General features: G+C 42.6%; 20 protein-coding genes, 1 rRNA gene and 1 other annotated feature. All 21 genes read left to right on the top strand.

Annotated features, from left to right (window positions below):
* Positions 1–43: 43 nt before the first annotated feature.
* Positions 44–159, top strand: a 5S ribosomal RNA gene (rrf, locus tag CVV77_RS21245).
* Positions 160–403: 244 nt separating this feature from the next.
* Complete coding sequence (gene ctsR / locus CVV77_RS21240) at positions 404–868, top strand: transcriptional regulator CtsR (protein WP_003242054.1); 465 nt, start codon at positions 404–406, stop codon at positions 866–868.
* 13 nt (positions 869–881) lie between these two features.
* Positions 882–1439: a protein-arginine kinase activator protein McsA gene (gene mcsA, locus CVV77_RS21235; protein ID WP_032732366.1), complete on the top strand. Its 558-nt coding sequence runs from the start codon at positions 882–884 to the stop codon at positions 1437–1439.
* On the top strand, positions 1439–2530 hold the full coding sequence (gene mcsB, locus CVV77_RS21230; RefSeq protein ID WP_060397788.1) for a protein-arginine kinase McsB: 1092 nt from the start codon (positions 1439–1441) through the stop codon (positions 2528–2530). Before mcsA ends, mcsB begins: the two co-directional genes overlap by 1 nt.
* Positions 2527–4959: an ATP-dependent protease ATP-binding subunit ClpC gene (gene clpC / locus CVV77_RS21225; RefSeq protein ID WP_019257273.1), complete on the top strand. Its 2433-nt coding sequence runs from the start codon at positions 2527–2529 to the stop codon at positions 4957–4959. The genes mcsB and clpC overlap by 4 nt, the downstream gene beginning before the upstream one ends.
* Before the next feature lie 90 nt (positions 4960–5049).
* Positions 5050–6426 (top strand): DNA repair protein RadA, encoded by a 1377-nt coding sequence (gene radA / locus CVV77_RS21220; protein WP_003242044.1) that lies wholly within the window; start codon positions 5050–5052, stop codon positions 6424–6426.
* 3 nt (positions 6427–6429) lie between these two features.
* Complete coding sequence (gene disA, locus CVV77_RS21215) at positions 6430–7512, top strand: DNA integrity scanning diadenylate cyclase DisA (RefSeq protein WP_003242042.1); 1083 nt, start codon at positions 6430–6432, stop codon at positions 7510–7512.
* A gap of 115 nt (positions 7513–7627) precedes the next feature.
* On the top strand, positions 7628–8728 hold the full coding sequence (locus tag CVV77_RS21210) for a PIN/TRAM domain-containing protein (protein ID WP_003242040.1): 1101 nt from the start codon (positions 7628–7630) through the stop codon (positions 8726–8728).
* A 14-nt stretch (positions 8729–8742) separates the two neighbouring features.
* Complete coding sequence (gene ispD, locus CVV77_RS21205) at positions 8743–9441, top strand: 2-C-methyl-D-erythritol 4-phosphate cytidylyltransferase (RefSeq protein ID WP_100276428.1); 699 nt, start codon at positions 8743–8745, stop codon at positions 9439–9441.
* Entirely contained in the window at positions 9434–9910 is a 477-nt protein-coding gene (gene ispF / locus CVV77_RS21200) for a 2-C-methyl-D-erythritol 2,4-cyclodiphosphate synthase (RefSeq protein ID WP_100276427.1), read from the top strand. Before ispD ends, ispF begins: the two co-directional genes overlap by 8 nt.
* A 90-nt stretch (positions 9911–10000) precedes the next feature.
* On the top strand, positions 10001–11452 hold the full coding sequence (gltX, locus tag CVV77_RS21195) for a glutamate--tRNA ligase (RefSeq protein WP_003242037.1): 1452 nt from the start codon (positions 10001–10003) through the stop codon (positions 11450–11452).
* Between the two features lie 2 nt (positions 11453–11454).
* Positions 11455–11686, top strand: a binding site (T-box leader).
* Positions 11687–11756: 70 nt separating this feature from the next.
* Entirely contained in the window at positions 11757–12410 is a 654-nt protein-coding gene (gene cysE / locus CVV77_RS21185; RefSeq protein ID WP_019257276.1) for a serine O-acetyltransferase, read from the top strand.
* Entirely contained in the window at positions 12407–13807 is a 1401-nt protein-coding gene (gene cysS / locus CVV77_RS21180) for a cysteine--tRNA ligase (protein ID WP_100276426.1), read from the top strand. The genes cysE and cysS overlap by 4 nt, the downstream gene beginning before the upstream one ends.
* A gap of 3 nt (positions 13808–13810) precedes the next feature.
* On the top strand, positions 13811–14242 hold the full coding sequence (locus CVV77_RS21175; protein WP_100276425.1) for a mini-ribonuclease 3: 432 nt from the start codon (positions 13811–13813) through the stop codon (positions 14240–14242).
* The gene (gene rlmB / locus CVV77_RS21170) at positions 14226–14975 is read left to right on the top strand and encodes a 23S rRNA (guanosine(2251)-2'-O)-methyltransferase RlmB (RefSeq protein ID WP_100276424.1); all 750 of its coding nucleotides are present in this window, start codon (positions 14226–14228) and stop codon (positions 14973–14975) included. Before CVV77_RS21175 ends, rlmB begins: the two co-directional genes overlap by 17 nt.
* 6 nt (positions 14976–14981) lie before the next feature.
* Positions 14982–15494, top strand: a complete 513-nt coding sequence (rae1, locus tag CVV77_RS21165) for a ribosome-dependent mRNA decay endonuclease Rae1/YacP (protein WP_003242027.1) — start codon at positions 14982–14984, stop codon at positions 15492–15494.
* Between the two features lie 62 nt (positions 15495–15556).
* Positions 15557–16213, top strand: a complete 657-nt coding sequence (gene sigH / locus CVV77_RS21160; protein ID WP_003225758.1) for an RNA polymerase sporulation sigma factor SigH — start codon at positions 15557–15559, stop codon at positions 16211–16213.
* A gap of 91 nt (positions 16214–16304) precedes the next feature.
* The gene (gene rpmG / locus CVV77_RS21155; protein ID WP_003156421.1) at positions 16305–16454 is read left to right on the top strand and encodes a 50S ribosomal protein L33; all 150 of its coding nucleotides are present in this window, start codon (positions 16305–16307) and stop codon (positions 16452–16454) included.
* 33 nt (positions 16455–16487) lie between these two features.
* A complete protein-coding gene (secE, locus tag CVV77_RS21150) occupies positions 16488–16667 on the top strand; it encodes a preprotein translocase subunit SecE (RefSeq protein WP_003242024.1) in 180 nt (59 codons plus the stop codon).
* A 183-nt stretch (positions 16668–16850) separates the two neighbouring features.
* The gene (gene nusG, locus CVV77_RS21145) at positions 16851–17384 is read left to right on the top strand and encodes a transcription termination/antitermination protein NusG (RefSeq protein ID WP_003225764.1); all 534 of its coding nucleotides are present in this window, start codon (positions 16851–16853) and stop codon (positions 17382–17384) included.
* A 167-nt stretch (positions 17385–17551) separates the two neighbouring features.
* The gene (gene rplK, locus CVV77_RS21140) at positions 17552–17977 is read left to right on the top strand and encodes a 50S ribosomal protein L11 (protein ID WP_003156430.1); all 426 of its coding nucleotides are present in this window, start codon (positions 17552–17554) and stop codon (positions 17975–17977) included.
* Positions 17978–18020 lie beyond the last annotated feature (43 nt).

Genomic DNA, 18020 nt, shown 5'->3' with positions numbered 1-18020 from the left:
TGTCACACCTGTTATCTAGTTTTGAGAGAACACTCTCAATTTGTTTGGTGGCGATAGCGAAGAGGTCACACCCGTTCCCATACCGAACACGGAAGTTAAGCTCTTCAGCGCCGATGGTAGTCGGGGGTTTCCCCCTGTGAGAGTAGGACGCCGCCAAGCAATTGAAAAAAGGGCAGCTCATATGAGCTGCCCTTTTTGTATTCTGGTTTATTGGTATCATAAAATTTCATTTAATTGTATAATATAATAACTTTACACTGAATTTTAAATCGGCAATCAGGTTTTATGGACTGGGAAAATGGAAATAATAAAGGATAGAGCGAGAAAGTTGAAAATTCTCGAGAAACGCCTTATAGTAAGATTAAAGTCAAATATAGTCAAAGTCAGTAAAGGAGGGGGTTGAGTGGGACATAATATTTCTGACATCATTGAACAATATTTAAAACGAGTGTTAGATCAAAATGGCAAGGAAATTTTAGAGATTAAACGAAGTGAAATTGCAGATAAATTTCAATGCGTTCCTTCCCAAATAAATTATGTCATCAACACCAGATTTACAAGCGAAAGAGGATATATTGTTGAGAGCAAACGCGGGGGCGGCGGTTACATCAGAATCATTAAAATTAAAATGAACAATGAAGTTGTCCTGATCAATAATATTATTTCTCAAATTGGTATCCATTTGTCTCAAGCAGCCTCTGATGACATTATTTTAAGGCTATTAGAAGACAAGGTGATTTCAGAAAGAGAAGCAAAAATGATGGTCAGCGTGATGGACCGTTCGGTTTTACACATTGACTTGCCTGAGCGTGATGAATTAAGAGCGAGAATGATGAAGGCTATGCTGACTTCTTTAAAATTAAAATAAGCGGGTGAAAAGATTGATTTGTCAAGAGTGCCACGAGAGACCAGCCACTTTTCACTTTACAAAGGTTGTTAACGGAGAAAAAATAGAAGTTCATATTTGTGAACAATGTGCCAAAGAAAATAGTGATTCATATGGTATAAGTGCAAATCATGGTTTCTCTATTCATAATTTACTTTCGGGTTTGCTGAATATGGATTCTTCATTACAAAATGCAGGAACTCAAATGTTCAGTCACTCGGAGCAAATATCTGCTTGTCCGAAATGCGGAATGACCTTTCAGCAATTTAGAAAAGTCGGCCGTTTTGGATGTTCTGAATGTTATAAAACATTTCATAGCAACATTACACCCATCTTACGTAAAGTGCACAGCGGAAACACTGTGCATGCTGGGAAAATACCGAAACGTATAGGCGGCAATCTTCATGTCAGACGGCAGATTGACATGCTGAAAAAAGAATTAGAATCCTTAATCCATCAAGAAGAATTTGAAAACGCAGCTCATGTGAGAGATCAAATTCGTTCATTAGAACAATCACTCAAAAGTACAGATAGTGAGGAGGAACAGGAGTAATGTCGCTAAAGCATTTTATTCAGGACGCACTAAGCAGTTGGATGAAGCAGAAAGGACCTGAAAGTGACATTGTACTCAGCAGCCGCATACGTTTAGCAAGGAACTTTGAACATATACGGTTCCCTACGCGGTATTCCAATGAAGAAGCCTCATCCATCATACAGCAATTTGAAGATCAGTTTTCAGACCAAGATATTCCCGGAATCGGCAAATTCGTTTTGATCAGAATGAATGAGGCACAGCCTCTAGAAAAGCGTGTACTTGTTGAAAAACATCTAATCAGTCCGAATCTGACAGAGTCTCCTTTTGGCGGCTGTTTGCTTTCTGAAAATGAGGAAGTAAGCGTCATGTTAAATGAAGAGGATCATATTAGAATTCAGTGTCTTTTCCCTGGATTTCAGCTGTTAGAAGCAATGAAAGCCGCAAACCAAGTCGATGACTGGATTGAAGAAAAAGTTGATTATGCTTTCCATGAACAAAGAGGATACTTAACCAGCTGTCCTACAAATGTAGGTACGGGTCTAAGGGCTTCAGTCATGATGCATCTGCCGGCACTGGTTTTAACTAGGCAAATAAATCGAATTATACCGGCAATTAATCAATTAGGCTTAGTTGTTAGAGGAATTTATGGGGAAGGCAGCGAAGCAGTAGGGAATATCTTTCAAATTTCAAATCAGATCACGCTTGGTAAGTCAGAGCAGGATATTGTTGATGACCTTAACAGTGTTGCTGCCCAGCTGATTGAACAAGAACGATCTGCCCGAGAAGCGCTTTATCAAACCTCTAAAATTGAACTTGAGGATAAGGTGTATCGTTCTTATGGGGTCTTGTCCAATTGCCGGATGATAGAATCGAAAGAAACTGCAAAGTGCCTTTCAGATGTCCGGTTAGGCATTGATCTAGGCATTATTAAAGGACTTTCAAGCAACATACTTAACGAATTAATGATTTTGACACAGCCAGGATTTTTACAGCAGTACTCGGGAGGCGCTTTGCGTCCGAACGAAAGGGACATTCGAAGAGCGGCTCTCATCAGAGAACGGCTTCACTTAGAAATGAATGGGAAAAGACAGGAGGATGAATCGATATGATGTTTGGAAGATTTACAGAACGAGCTCAAAAAGTACTGGCGCTTGCACAGGAAGAAGCACTTCGTTTAGGTCATAATAACATTGGCACTGAGCACATTTTATTAGGACTGGTACGAGAAGGAGAAGGCATTGCTGCTAAAGCTCTTCAAGCGCTTGGACTTGGTTCAGATAAAATACAAAAAGAAGTTGAAAGTTTAATTGGGCGCGGACAGGAAATGTCTCAAACGATTCATTATACTCCAAGAGCTAAAAAAGTCATTGAGCTTTCAATGGATGAGGCAAGAAAACTTGGTCATTCTTATGTTGGAACAGAACATATTCTTCTTGGTCTGATTCGCGAAGGAGAAGGTGTTGCTGCGAGAGTCCTGAATAACCTCGGTGTCAGCTTAAATAAAGCAAGACAGCAAGTGCTCCAGCTTCTTGGAAGCAATGAAACAGGATCATCAGCGGCAGGAACAAACAGCAATGCGAATACGCCTACGCTTGACAGCTTGGCAAGAGACTTAACTGCTATTGCGAAGGAAGACAGTCTTGATCCTGTCATCGGCAGAAGCAAGGAAATCCAGCGTGTAATCGAAGTGTTAAGCCGTAGAACGAAAAACAATCCTGTTCTCATTGGAGAACCAGGTGTAGGTAAAACGGCGATTGCAGAAGGTTTGGCACAGCAAATTATCAACAACGAAGTTCCCGAAATCTTGCGTGATAAACGCGTGATGACATTAGACATGGGAACAGTGGTTGCCGGTACAAAATACCGCGGAGAATTTGAGGATCGCCTGAAGAAGGTCATGGACGAAATTCGCCAGGCAGGAAACATCATTCTTTTCATCGATGAACTCCATACATTAATCGGAGCGGGCGGAGCAGAAGGTGCAATTGATGCATCTAACATTTTAAAACCTTCACTTGCTCGCGGCGAACTTCAATGTATTGGGGCGACGACTCTTGATGAGTACCGTAAATATATTGAAAAAGATGCAGCGTTGGAACGCCGTTTTCAGCCGATCCAGGTTGATCAGCCGTCTGCAGATGAAAGTATTCAAATTTTAAAAGGCTTGCGTGATCGATATGAAGCTCACCACCGCGTATCAATTACAGATGATGCCATTGAAGCTGCGGTTAAGCTTTCTGACAGATATATTTCTGACCGTTTCCTTCCGGATAAAGCAATTGACTTGATCGATGAAGCGGGTTCAAAGGTGAGACTGCGCTCCTTTACAACGCCGCCTAACTTAAAAGAGCTTGAACAGAAGCTTGATGAGGTTCGTAAAGAGAAGGATGCGGCAGTGCAAAGCCAGGAGTTTGAAAAAGCTGCTTCCTTGCGTGATACCGAGCAGCGCCTGCGCGAGCAAGTAGAGGATACGAAGAAATCATGGAAAGAGAAGCAAGGACAGGAAAACTCAGAGGTTACTGTTGATGATATTGCGATGGTTGTTTCCAGCTGGACTGGGGTGCCTGTATCTAAAATCGCCCAAACTGAAACAGATAAGCTTCTTAATATGGAAAGCATTCTTCACTCTCGTGTCATTGGCCAGGATGAAGCAGTTGTAGCTGTTGCAAAAGCAGTCAGACGTGCAAGAGCAGGGTTAAAAGACCCTAAACGCCCAATCGGCTCATTTATTTTCTTAGGCCCTACAGGTGTAGGTAAAACAGAGCTTGCGCGAGCACTTGCTGAATCCATTTTCGGCGATGAAGAAGCCATGATCAGAATTGATATGTCTGAATACATGGAAAAACACTCAACTTCAAGACTTGTCGGTTCACCTCCGGGATACGTAGGATACGATGAAGGCGGCCAATTAACAGAGAAAGTCAGAAGAAAACCTTACTCTGTCGTGCTACTTGATGAGATTGAGAAAGCGCACCCTGATGTTTTCAATATTCTTCTGCAGGTTCTTGAAGACGGACGGTTGACTGATTCTAAAGGACGTACAGTCGATTTCCGCAATACCATTTTAATTATGACGTCAAACGTCGGAGCAAGTGAGCTGAAACGCAATAAATATGTCGGCTTTAACGTTCAGGATGAGACGCAGAATCATAAAGACATGAAAGATAAAGTGATGGGTGAGCTGAAACGTGCGTTCAGACCGGAGTTCATCAACCGGATTGATGAAATCATCGTCTTCCATTCACTTGAGAAAAAACATCTGACTGAAATCGTGTCACTGATGTCTGATCAATTAACGAAACGCCTGAAAGAACAGGATCTTTCTATCGAATTGACAGATGCTGCAAAAGCGAAAGTCGCTGAAGAGGGCGTTGATCTGGAATACGGTGCCCGTCCGTTAAGAAGAGCTATCCAAAAACATGTCGAGGACCGTTTATCTGAAGAACTCCTCAGAGGAAATATTCATAAAGGACAGCATATTGTTCTCGATGTAGAAGATGGCGAATTTGTCGTAAAAACGACTGCTAAAACGAATTAATATAGAGACGGAAATGAGGCATACAGCATGTAAGTGTATGCCTCACTTTCGTATCAAGAAATAGAACAAGGGAGAGGTCTTACACTATATATGGCTAAAACAAAATCGAAATTCATCTGCCAATCCTGCGGCTACGAGTCTCCAAAATGGATGGGGAAATGTCCGGGATGCGGTGCTTGGAATACAATGGTGGAAGAAATGATTAAAAAAGCACCGGCCAATCGGAGAGCGGCTTTTTCTCATTCTGTTCAAACCGTACAGAAACCTTCACCTATTACATCAATCGAAACATCAGAAGAACCCCGGGTTAAAACCCAGCTTGGTGAATTTAACAGAGTGCTCGGCGGGGGCGTCGTTAAAGGTTCACTCGTTCTAATCGGCGGCGATCCCGGTATCGGAAAGTCAACGTTATTACTGCAGGTTTCCGCTCAATTATCAGATTCATCGAACAGTGTGCTGTATATTTCGGGAGAAGAATCGGTCAAACAAACGAAACTGAGAGCAGACCGTCTCGGCATAAATAATCCGTCGCTGCATGTTTTATCTGAAACCGATATGGAGTATATTTCGTCTGCTATACAAGAGATGAACCCAGCGTTTGTCGTTGTTGACTCTATTCAAACGGTTTACCAAAGCGATATCACATCAGCTCCCGGCAGTGTGTCACAGGTCAGGGAATGTACGGCTGAGCTGATGAAAATTGCAAAAACAAAAGGCATACCGATTTTTATCGTAGGGCACGTGACGAAAGAAGGGTCCATCGCAGGGCCTAGACTGCTGGAGCATATGGTTGACACTGTTTTATATTTTGAAGGAGAACGTCACCATACTTTCCGTATATTGCGGGCTGTAAAAAACCGTTTTGGATCTACAAACGAAATGGGCATTTTCGAAATGCGTGAAGAGGGGCTCACTGAGGTTTTGAATCCTTCTGAAATTTTCTTAGAAGAACGCTCGGCGGGATCCGCAGGCTCGAGCATAACTGCTTCTATGGAAGGCACAAGACCGATTCTCGTTGAAATCCAGGCACTCATCTCGCCAACAAGCTTTGGCAATCCGCGGCGTATGGCAACGGGAATAGACCATAACAGGGTTTCGCTGTTAATGGCTGTGTTAGAAAAAAGAGTTGGGCTGCTGCTGCAAAATCAGGATGCTTATTTGAAAGTGGCCGGCGGCGTTAAGCTTGACGAACCGGCAATTGATCTTGCTATTGCGATCAGTATCGCGTCAAGCTTTAGAGACACACCTCCAAATCCTGCAGATTGTTTTATAGGAGAAGTGGGATTAACCGGAGAAGTCCGGCGGGTTTCAAGAATTGAACAGCGTGTGAAAGAAGCGGCTAAGCTTGGTTTTAAACGCATGATCATACCCGCGGCAAATCTGGATGGATGGACAAAACCAAAAGGGATTGAGGTTATCGGAGTAGCAAATGTTGCAGAGGCGCTTCGTACTTCATTAGGAGGATAATAGATGGAAAAAGAGAAAAAAGGGGCGAAACACGAGTTAGACCTGTCATCTATATTGCAGTTTGTTGCTCCGGGTACTCCGCTCAGAGCTGGAATCGAAAATGTACTGAGAGCAAATACAGGCGGTCTGATTGTTGTTGGATATAATGATAAAGTAAAAGAAGTTGTGGATGGCGGTTTCCACATTAACACTGCTTTTTCTCCGGCACATTTATATGAGCTGGCTAAAATGGATGGGGCGATCATTTTAAGCGATTCTGGTCAAAAGATCCTATACGCCAATACACAGCTGATGCCTGAAGCCACAATTTCTTCATCAGAAACAGGAATGCGGCACCGCACCGCCGAAAGAGTAGCTAAGCAGACCGGCTGCCTTGTGATCGCCATTTCTGAAAGAAGGAATGTTATAACGTTATATCAGGAAAGCATGAAGTATACACTAAAAGATATAGGATTTATTTTAACAAAAGCGAATCAAGCCATTCAAACTCTTGAAAAATATAAAACGATTCTGGACAAAACCATTAATGCATTGAATGCTTTAGAGTTTGAGGAACTTGTTACATTCAGCGACGTTCTGTCTGTGATGCACCGTTATGAAATGGTATTGAGAATCAAAAATGAAATTAACATGTATATCAGGGAACTGGGAACAGAAGGTCATTTGATTAAGTTGCAAGTCATTGAACTGATTACGGATATGGAAGAAGAGGCCGCTTTATTTATTAAGGATTATGTGAAAGAAAAGATTAAAGATCCATTTGTTCTCTTGAAAGAGCTGCAGGATATGTCCAGTTATGATTTGCTGGATGATTCCATTGTTTATAAGCTTCTCGGTTATCCGGCTTCTACAAATCTTGATGATTATGTATTGCCTAGAGGATACAGGCTGTTAAATAAGATACCGCGTCTTCCGATGCCGATTGTTGAAAATGTTGTAGAAGCATTTGGAGTCCTCCCAAGGATTATTGAGGCGAGTGCAGAAGAATTAGATGAAGTAGAGGGAATCGGTGAAGTACGAGCCCAAAAAATCAAAAAAGGTTTAAAACGCCTGCAAGAGAAGCACTATTTAGACAGACAGCTGTGATTTCGGTTAAAACCTTATGAATACGGGTATATAAATGTTGGTTTTTGTTTATTCTGATATTCGTAGGATGCATAAAACCTTGTGAAATAAAATGTTTAAAAAGGAGGTGGGGGGTATGTTAAAACGAATAGTTCAGGCGTTCTTCATTATCTTTGGCGGCGTTGTTGGTATATTTTTAATACCTGAATTGTTTGTACTGTTAAGTATACAGGACATACCTTTAATAACAAACGCATATACGTCTGCGGCAATAGGTGCAATTATCTTTTTTCTCATCAGTATATGGGGTACAGATTACGTTGTGAACTGGGTGAAGTGGATAGAGGATTCATTGTTAAAAGCGCCGGTTCCAGATTTGTTATTTGGAAGTCTTGGCCTGGTTTTTGGACTTATAATCGCTTATCTTATCGTAAATGTTATTCCTTTAGACAATATACCTTACCGCATATTCAGCACAATCATCCCTGTATTTTTAGCGTTCTTCCTCGGTTATCTCGGCTTCCAGGTGGGCTTTAAGAAAAAGGATGAACTGATCAGCCTGTTTTCTATTTCTGCCAGAATGCAAAAGAAAAAAGGAACAGCCGATGAAGAACATGAGGTTCAGGACAAGAAGCTGAAAATTTTGGACACAAGTGTTATTATTGATGGGAGAATAGCAGATATTTGTCAGACTGGTTTTTTAGAGGGGATAATCGTGATACCGCAGTTTGTTCTTGAGGAATTGCAGCACATTGCTGACTCTTCAGATGTTTTAAAACGAAACAGAGGACGCCGCGGTCTTGATATCCTGAACCGCATTCAAAAAGAATTAGACATTGAAGTTGAAATTTATGAAGGCGACTTTGAAGATATTCAGGAGGTTGACAGCAAGCTCGTCAAACTCGCTAAGCTGACATCCGGGGTCGTCGTGACGAATGATTTTAATTTAAATAAAGTATGCGAGCTTCAAAAGGTAGCAGTATTAAACATTAATGACCTTGCCAATGCGGTCAAGCCTGTTGTGCTTCCTGGCGAGGAAATGAATGTTCAGGTCATTAAGGACGGGAAAGAGCATAATCAGGGAGTTGCCTACTTGGATGACGGTACGATGATTGTCGTTGAAGAAGGACGCAATTATATCGGCAAACATATTGATGTACTCGTTACAAGTGTGCTGCAGACAGCAGCGGGACGAATGATTTTTGCTAAGCCCAAGCTGTTGGAGAAGGCGCTGTAAAGGGAGAAAAAACAATGAGTTATGATGTGGTCATTCCTGCAGCCGGACAGGGAAAACGGATGAAGGCAGGGAGAAATAAACTGTTCATTGAGCTGAAAGGAGACCCGGTGATCATTCACACGTTAAGAGTGTTTGACAGCCACCGGCCGTGCGAAAAAATCATTTTGGTGATAAACGAGCGCGAGCGGGAGCACTTTCAGAAATTGCTGACCGATTATCCGTTTCAAACCGCTATTGAGCTTGTGGCAGGCGGAGATGAGCGCCAGCACAGTGTTTATAAGGGGCTGAAAGCCGTAAAACAAGAAAAGATTGTCCTTGTACATGACGGCGCCCGCCCTTTTATAAAACATGAACAAATTGACGAACTGATCGCAGAAGCGGCACAGACAGGAGCGGCCATCCTTGCTGTCCCGGTAAAAGATACGATTAAACGCGTTCAAGATTTACAAGTCAGTGAGACGATTGAACGTTCAAGCTTGTGGGCTGTCCAAACGCCACAAGCTTTTCGTCTTTCTTTATTGATGAAAGCTCACGCTGAGGCCGAGCACAAGGGATTTTTAGGGACGGATGACGCCAGCCTCGTTGAACAGATGGAAGGCGGTTCGGTCCGTGTTGTAGAAGGCAGCTATACAAATATTAAGCTGACGACGCCAGACGATTTGACGTCAGCTGAAGCTATCATGGAATCAGAAAGTGGGAATAAACATGTTTAGAATTGGACAAGGATTTGATGTGCATCAATTGGTGGAGGGCCGTCCTCTGATCATTGGCGGAATTAAAATCCCGTATGAAAAAGGGCTGCTCGGCCATTCTGATGCAGACGTATTGCTTCATACTGTCGCTGACGCATGCCTGGGAGCTGTGGGAGAAGGCGACATCGGCAAGCATTTTCCTGACACTGATCCTGAGTTCAAGGACGCAGACTCTTTTAAATTACTTCAGCATGTCTGGGGGATCGTGAAACAGAAGGGGTATGTCCTTGGAAACATTGACTGCACCATCATTGCGCAAAAGCCGAAGATGCTGCCGTACATAGAAGATATGAGAAAAAGAATCGCTGAAGGGCTCGAGGCAGACGTTTCTCAAGTGAATGTAAAAGCAACAACGACAGAAAAGCTTGGATTTACAGGCCGAGCGGAAGGAATAGCGGCTCAGGCGACAGTACTGATACAAAAAGGCTAACTTGTTTTGATGCCGGGTCTATTTGGTGGTAGAATAGATTCATACATTTTTGCCTGAGGCCATACATGACATGAAAGGAAGTATTTGAAAATGGGAAACGAAGTACGCGTCCGTTATGCACCGAGTCCAACCGGACATTTGCATATTGGAAATGCCAGAACGGCGCTTTTTAATTATTTATTTGCCCGCAATCAAGGCGGTAAGTTTATTATTCGTGTTGAGGACACTGATAAAAAGCGCAACATTGAGGGTGGAGAACAAAGCCAGCTGAATTATCTGAAATGGCTTGGTATTGACTGGGATGAGAGTGTGGATGTCGGCGGTGAGTACGGCCCATACCGTCAGTCAGAGCGTAACGATATCTATAAAGTGTACTATGAAGAGCTTCTTGAAAAAGGGCTTGCTTATAAATGTTACTGTACGGAAGAAGAGCTTGAAAAAGAGCGTGAAGAGCAGATTGCCCGCGGAGAAATGCCGCGTTATTCCGGAAAACACAGAAATCTGACTCAAGAAGAACAGGATAAATTTATTGCTGAAGGCAGAAAGCCAAGTATTCGTTTCCGAGTGCCGGAAGGAAAAGTGATTGCCTTCAACGATATCGTAAAAGGCGAAATTTCTTTCGAATCAGATGGCATTGGCGACTTTGTTATTGTGAAAAAGGACGGAACGCCGACTTACAACTTCGCGGTAGCTATTGATGACTACTTAATGAAAATGACACACGTTTTGCGCGGTGAGGATCATATTTCTAACACACCGAAACAAATTATGATTTATCAAGCATTCGGATGGGATATTCCTCAGTTTGGACACATGACGCTGATCGTAAATGAAAGCCGCAAAAAGCTCAGCAAACGCGATGAGTCCATTATTCAATTCATTGAACAGTATAAAGAGCTTGGCTACTTGCCGGAAGCGCTGTTCAACTTTATCGGCCTGCTTGGATGGTCACCGGTTGGAGAAGAAGAGTTATTCACAAAAGAACAGTTTATTGAAATTTTTGATGTAAACCGTTTATCTAAATCACCAGCTTTGTTTGATATGCATAAGCTAAAATGGGTTAACAACCAATATGTGAAGAAGCTGGATCTTGATCAGGTTGTTGAACTGACTCTGCCGCATTTGCAAAAAGCCGGCAAAGTTGGCACTGAGCTTACTGCTGAAGAACAAGAATGGGTTCGTAAACTGATTTCCCTGTATCATGAGCAATTAAGCTACGGTGCGGAAATTGTTGAGCTGACTGATTTGTTCTTTACGGATGAGATCGAGTATAATCAAGAAGCAAAAGCTGTTCTGGAAGAGGAACAGGTCCCTGAAGTGCTCAGCACATTCGCTGCGAAGCTTGAAGAGCTTGAGGAGTTCACTCCGGATAACATCAAAGCATCGATCAAAGCAGTGCAGAAAGAAACTGGCCATAAAGGGAAAAAATTGTTTATGCCGATCCGTGTTGCTGTAACAGGGCAAACCCACGGTCCGGAACTGCCGCAATCAATTGAATTGATCGGTAAAGAGACTGCAATTCAGCGTTTAAAAAACATCTAAATAGATGATTGTTGACAGGGAAGAGTATAAAGCTTTAGGCCATTACAGAAAGGATCTTCATTGGCTGAGAGAGATCCATGAGCCGGGTTTTAGAAGTGCGCCCTTAAGACCTTTGAAGAACGTTTTTTCAAAATCAGTATTCAAAGGCGGCCGCCGCCGTTACAGGCTGAAGTTGGGAGAGCAGAAGTCTGCTTTTCAAACAGAGTGGAACCGCGCGGTTAAAGCGTCTCTGTCATGTTTTCATGCAGAGGCGCTTTTTTTATTGGGTAAAAAGGAAATCAGATAGAGAAATGGGGGGAAGCATGTGTTTTTTAGAATGCTAAAAGAAGACATTGATACAGTGTTCGATCAAGATCCAGCAGCAAGAAGCTATTTTGAAGTGATTTTAACTTATTCCGGTTTACATGCTATATGGGCGCATCGGATTGCACATGCTTTATATAAACGAAAATTTTATTTCCTTGCACGCCTTATATCTCAGGTAAGCCGATTTTTCACAGGGATAGAAATCCACCCCGGCGCTACAATCGGGAGAAGATTTTTCATAGACCACGGTATGGGGGTTGTCATTGGGGAGACATGTGAAATCGGCAATAACGTAACCGTTTTTCAGGGGGTTACCCTTGGGGGAACGGGGAAAGAAAAGGGAAAAAGGCACCCAACGATTAAAGATGACGCATTGATAGCCACAGGTGCTAAAGTGCTCGGTTCAATTACTGTCGGTGAAGGCTCGAAAATTGGCGCTGGTTCAGTCGTGTTGCACGATGTTCCTGATTTTTCAACAGTTGTCGGCATCCCTGGACGGGTCGTTGTACGAAATGGCAAAAAAGTAAGACGCGATTTAAACCATCAGGATTTGCCCGATCCGGTTGCTGATCGCTTTAAGTCTTTGGAACAGCAGATTTTAGAGCTGAAGGCAGAACTTGAAGACAGAAAAGAAAGGATCAATCAAAAATGACAATCACTCTTTATAATACATTGACTAGACAGAAGGAAACATTCGTTCCTCTTGAAGAGGGGAAAGTGAAAATGTACGTGTGCGGACCGACGGTTTACAATTACATTCACATCGGGAACGCGCGTCCGGCTATCGTTTATGATACGGTTCGAAACTATCTGGAGTATAAAGGCTATGATGTACAGTACGTCTCTAACTTCACAGACGTAGACGATAAATTAATTAAAGCGGCAAATGAACTCGGTGAGGATGTACCTGCCATTTCAGAGCGTTTTATTAAAGCATACTTTGAAGATGTAGGTGCGCTCGGCTGCCGAAAAGCAGACCTTCATCCGCGAGTGATGGAAAACATGGATGCGATTATCGACTTCGTAGATCAGCTCGTGAAAAAGGGCTATGCTTATGAATCAGAAGGTGACGTTTATTTCAAAACAAGAGCATTTGAAGGGTACGGAAAGCTTTCTCAGCAATCAATTGATGAACTGAGATCAGGTGCACGCATCCGGGTCGGCGAGAAAAAAGAAGATGCTCTTGATTTCGCGCTGTGGAAAGCAGCAAAAGAAGGAGAAATCTCTTGGGATAGCCCTTGGGGAAAAGGTCGTCCGGGCTGGCACATTGAATGCTCAGCGATGGTGAAAAAGTATCTGGGTGACCAGATTGATATCCATGCGGGCGGACAGGATTTAACGTTCCCACACCATGAAAACGAAATTGCGCAATCTGAGGCGCTGACAGGCAAAACGTTTGCGAAGTACTGGCTTCATAATGGCTATATCAATATTGATAATGAAAAAATGTCAAAATCACTGGGCAACTTTGTGCTTGTGCATGACATCATTAAAAAGCATGATCCGCAGCTTTTGAGATTCTTTATGCTTTCTGTTCATTATCGTCATCCGATTAACTATTCAGAAGAGCTTCTGGAAAATACAAAAAGTGCGTTTAACCGTTTAAAAACGGCGTATAGCAACCTTCAGCACCGTCTGAACAGCAGTACGAATTTAACGGAAGATGACGATCAATTGCTGGAGAAGGTCGAAGAGCACCGCAAAGCATTCGAAGAAGCGATGGACGATGATTTTAATACGGCGAATGCTATTTCTGTCCTGTTCGACTTAGCGAAGCATGCCAATTACTATCTTCAGAAAGATCATACGGCTGATCATGTGATTAAGGCGTTTATTGAGATGTTTGACCGCATTGTGTCTGTCCTCGGGTTTTCATTGGGTGAGCAGGAACTACTCGATCAAGAGATTGAAGACTTAATCGAAAAAAGAAATGAAGCGCGCCGGAATCGCGATTTTGCATTGTCAGATCAGATCCGCGACCAGCTGAAAAGCATGAATATCATTCTTGAAGATACAGCTCAAGGCACTCGCTGGAAACGGGGAGAATAACGGATGCTTGATTTTGAGACGATAAAAGATTCAAAGCAGCTTAACGGTCTTGCGCTTGCTTATATAGGTGATGCCATTTTTGAAGTGTATGTCAGGCATCACCTGCTTAAGCAGGGTTTTACCAAACCAAATGATCTTCATAAGAAATCAAGCCGGATCGTTTCGGCAAAGTCACAGGCTGAGATCCTATTCTTTCTGCAGGATCAATTATTTTTTACGGAAGAAGAGGAAGCGGTGCTGAAAAGAGGCAGAAATGCCAAGTCGGGAACAACACCTAAAAATACAGATGTTCAGACGTACCGCTACAGTACAGCATTTGAAGCGCTGCTGGGCTACCTTTTTCTAGAGAAAAAAGAGGAAAGACTTAGTCAGCTCGTTGCCGAAGCTATACAATTCGGGACGTCAGGGAGGAAAACAAATGAGTCAGCAACATGATTACGTCATAGGGAAAAATGCAGTGATCGAGACGTTAAAATCAGATCGTAAGCTGTATAAGCTGTGGATGGCGGAAAACACCGTAAAGGGACAAGCACAGCAGGTGATTGAGCTTGCGAAAAAGCAGGGTATCGCGATTCAGTATGTCCCGAGAAAAAAACTCGATCAAATGGTGACAGGGCAGCATCAAGGCGTAGTGGCACAGGTTGCAGCGTATGAGTATGCGGAACTGGACGATTTATATAAAGCGGCCGAAGAAAGAAATGAACAGCCTTTCTTCCTCATTCTGGACGAGCTTGAAGACCCTCATAATCTCGGTTCCATTATGAGAACAGCTGATGCGGTCGGCGCCCATGGCATCGTGATTCCAAAACGGAGAGCTGTCGGGCTGACAACAACAGTGGCAAAAGCTTCAACAGGGGCAATTGAGCACATTCCTGTAGTAAGAGTCACCAATTTGGCGCGAACGTTAGAAGAAATGAAAGAGCGGGGTATCTGGGTTGTCGGAACTGATGCATCCGCGCATGAGGATTACCGCAATATGGACGGCAACATGCCTTTGGCTTTAGTCATCGGAAGCGAAGGAAAAGGGATGGGCCGCCTTGTTAAAGAAAAGTGTGATTTTCTCATTAAACTCCCGATGGCCGGGAAGGTAACTTCACTGAATGCATCTGTTGCGGCTGGTCTTTTGATGTATGAAGTCTACCGGAAACGAAACCCTCTGGGAGAATAAAGACCCATGGATATCCTGTTAGTAGACGGATACAACATGATTGGAGCCTGGCCGCAGCTGAAGGATTTAAAAGCGAACAGTTTTGAAGAGGCGCGAGACGTACTGATTCAGAAAATGGCGGAATATCAATCGTATACAGGAAACAGGGTTATTGTTGTTTTTGACGCGCATCTCGTAAAAGGGCTTGAGAAAAAACACACCAACCACAGAGTTGAAGTGATTTTTACAAAAGAAAATGAGACGGCTGATGAGCGGATAGAAAAGCTTGCTCAGGCTTTGAATAATGTCGCGACTCAAATTCACGTTGCGACATCTGACTACACTGAGCAGTGGGCGATTTTCGGACAGGGGGCATTGCGGAAATCGGCCCGGGAGCTTTTGAGAGAGGTAGAAGCGATTGAAAGGCGAATAGAAAGACGAGTAAGAAAAATCACTTCCGAAAAGCCGGCGGGTAAAATTGCTTTATCGGAAGAGGTTTTGAAAACGTTTGAAAAGTGGAGGCGGGGAGACTTAGATTAAGTTGACGCTTTTTTGCCCAATACTGTATAATATTTCTATCTACGTGCGCCGGGGGGATCGGAGTGAATCTACAGAACAACAAGGGAAAATTCAACAAAGAGCAGTTTTGCCAGTTGGAGGACGAGCAGGTCATTGAAAAGGTTCATGTTGGGGACAGTGATGCGTTAGATTACTTGATTACGAAGTACCGAAACTTTGTTCGGGCAAAAGCAAGATCCTATTTTTTAATAGGAGCGGACAGAGAGGATATTGTTCAGGAAGGTATGATAGGCCTCTATAAGTCTATTCGTGACTTCAAAGAGGACAAGCTTACCTCATTCAAAGCTTTCGCAGAATTATGTATTACCCGCCAAATTATTACCGCAATAAAGACAGCTACTCGCCAGAAACACATTCCTTTGAATTCCTACGTCTCATTAGATAAGCCGATTTTTGATGAAGAATCAGATCGAACGCTGCTTGATGTCATTTCAGGAGCGAAAACCTTAAATCCCGAAGAAATGATCATCAATCAGGAAGAATTTGATGATATTGAAATGAAAATGGGAGAACTATTAAGTGATTTAGAGAGAAAAGTACTCGTCTTATATCTCGACGGAAGAAGTTACCAAGAGATTTCCGATGAACTGAACCGACATGTGAAATCGATTGACAATGCCCTTCAGCGTGTGAAACGCAAGCTGGAGAAGTACTTGGAAATTCGCGAAATCAGTTTGTAATAGGGATTTATGTTATATTGACAGTATTTTTCTGACTGTGATATGTTACTAAAGATAAAGATAATGTCTATTTAGAAAAAGGTGTAATGACATGAGAAAAAAGATTACGCTAGCATGCAAGACATGCGGAAACCGTAATTATACGACAATGAAGAGCTCTGCATCAGCGGCTGAGCGATTAGAAGTAAAGAAATACTGCAGTACTTGCAATTCACATACAGCTCATCTTGAAACAAAATAGTTTTTGCGCTTTTAAATTGTGGAGGTCTTTTACATGCGTATTATGAGATTCTTTAAAGATGTTGGGAAAGAAATGAAAAAGGTAAGCTGGCCTAAAGGAAAAGAGTTAACGCGTTATACCATTACGGTGATTTCAACAGTTATCTTTTTTGTTATCTTTTTTGCCCTCCTTGACACAGGAATTTCTCAATTAATTCGTTTAATAGTTGAATAATGATCAGCAATACGTGCTATAATAGATCATAATATCACTTGCCAAAACCCGTTCAGCGGGTTTTTTATTGTGGCTTAAAATGAAAGTTATCATAGGCTTGCCGCCTATTTTTTGCTTGAAGCGTTATTGGTAATTCACAAAAACCAAATGCGGGGAGGGAAGGACTGGACAGTCCTGAAGAGAATGGAAAAGAATTGGTATGTTGTTCACACGTACTCTGGTTATGAGAATAAAGTAAAAGCCAACTTGGAAAAACGTGTTGAATCAATGGGGATGCAGGATAAAATTTTCCGTGTAGTTGTACCTGAAGAAGAAGAAACGGATATCAAGAACGGCAAGAAAAAAGTCGTGAAAAAGAAAGTATTCCCTGGTTATGTGCTTGTAGAAATTGTAATGACAGACGACTCTTGGTATGTTGTCCGCAACACGCCGGGCGTTACTGGATTCGTAGGATCTGCCGGCTCTGGTTCAAAACCGACGCCGCTTCTTCCAGGCGAAGCAGAAACCATTCTGAAGAGAATGGGCATGGACGAACGCAAAACTGACATTGACTTTGAACTGAAAGAGACAGTGAAAGTGATAGACGGACCTTTTGCCAACTTTACTGGATCAATTGAAGAGATTGATTATGATAAAAGCAAGGTCAAAGTTTTCGTTAATATGTTCGGCCGTGAAACACCGGTTGAGCTGGAATTTACCCAAATCGATAAATTGTAATGTGAAAAAACTTGAAATTGCTATATATAAATGATAATATAGCAAAGGTACGTCTTGGACTTATCCAAGGCAACTAGCTTGATATTTCGTCATTCATATAAAGAATGAAACCTTGAGTGGGAGGGTTTACCCTATTACCACATCACGGACTTAAGGAGGTGTGTCTCGTGGCTAAAAAAGTAGTAAAAGTTGTAAAATTGCAAATTCCTGCTGGAAAAGCTAACCCAGCACCACCAGTTGGACCTGCACTTGGTCAAGCCGGTGTTAACATCATGGGATTCTGTAAGGAGTTTAACGCTCGTACAGCTGACCAAGCTGGTTTAATCATTCCTGTTGAAATTTCGGTTTACGAAGACCGTTCATTTACATTTATTACAAAAACTCCACCTGCTGCAGTATTGCTTAAAAAAGCGGCTGGAATTGAGTCTGGTTCTGGTGAACCAAACCGTAATAAAGTGGCAACCGTTAAGCGCGATAAAGTACGCGAAATCGCTGAAACGAAAATGCCTGACTTAAACGCAGCAGACGTTGAAGCGGCAATGCGCATGGTTGAAGGTACTGCCCGCAGTATGGGTATTGTAATCGAGGATTAATTTGTTTCTTGTCGGGTTGCGAGTTTTAACAAGTTCGCAACCC

Origin of the sequence: Bacillus sp. SN1, assembly GCF_002796895.1 — a bacterium.
Classification (GTDB): domain Bacteria; phylum Bacillota; class Bacilli; order Bacillales; family Bacillaceae; genus Bacillus; species Bacillus inaquosorum.
Note: the sequence above shows the minus strand (reverse complement) of the source record. Positions and strands in the feature narration are given on the sequence as shown.

Excerpts from the sequence above, each read along its gene's own strand:
- clpC (WP_019257273.1), top strand. The coding sequence starts at position 2,527 with ATGATGTTTGGAAGATTTACAGAACGAGCTCAAAAAGTACTGGCGCTT.
- CVV77_RS21175 (WP_100276425.1), top strand. The coding sequence starts at position 13,811 with ATGCTTGATTTTGAGACGATAAAAGATTCAAAGCAGCTTAACGGTCTT.
- rpmG (WP_003156421.1), top strand. The coding sequence starts at position 16,305 with ATGAGAAAAAAGATTACGCTAGCATGCAAGACATGCGGAAACCGTAAT.
- ispF (WP_100276427.1), top strand. The coding sequence starts at position 9,434 with ATGTTTAGAATTGGACAAGGATTTGATGTGCATCAATTGGTGGAGGGC.
- disA (WP_003242042.1), top strand. The coding sequence starts at position 6,430 with ATGGAAAAAGAGAAAAAAGGGGCGAAACACGAGTTAGACCTGTCATCT.
- rlmB (WP_100276424.1), top strand. The coding sequence starts at position 14,226 with ATGAGTCAGCAACATGATTACGTCATAGGGAAAAATGCAGTGATCGAG.
- secE (WP_003242024.1), top strand. The coding sequence starts at position 16,488 with ATGCGTATTATGAGATTCTTTAAAGATGTTGGGAAAGAAATGAAAAAG.
- mcsB (WP_060397788.1), top strand. The coding sequence starts at position 1,439 with ATGTCGCTAAAGCATTTTATTCAGGACGCACTAAGCAGTTGGATGAAG.
- ispD (WP_100276428.1), top strand. The coding sequence starts at position 8,743 with ATGAGTTATGATGTGGTCATTCCTGCAGCCGGACAGGGAAAACGGATG.
- CVV77_RS21210 (WP_003242040.1), top strand. The coding sequence starts at position 7,628 with ATGTTAAAACGAATAGTTCAGGCGTTCTTCATTATCTTTGGCGGCGTT.
- radA (WP_003242044.1), top strand. The coding sequence starts at position 5,050 with ATGGCTAAAACAAAATCGAAATTCATCTGCCAATCCTGCGGCTACGAG.
- cysS (WP_100276426.1), top strand. The coding sequence starts at position 12,407 with ATGACAATCACTCTTTATAATACATTGACTAGACAGAAGGAAACATTC.
- nusG (WP_003225764.1), top strand. The coding sequence starts at position 16,851 with ATGGAAAAGAATTGGTATGTTGTTCACACGTACTCTGGTTATGAGAAT.
- gltX (WP_003242037.1), top strand. The coding sequence starts at position 10,001 with ATGGGAAACGAAGTACGCGTCCGTTATGCACCGAGTCCAACCGGACAT.
- rae1 (WP_003242027.1), top strand. The coding sequence starts at position 14,982 with ATGGATATCCTGTTAGTAGACGGATACAACATGATTGGAGCCTGGCCG.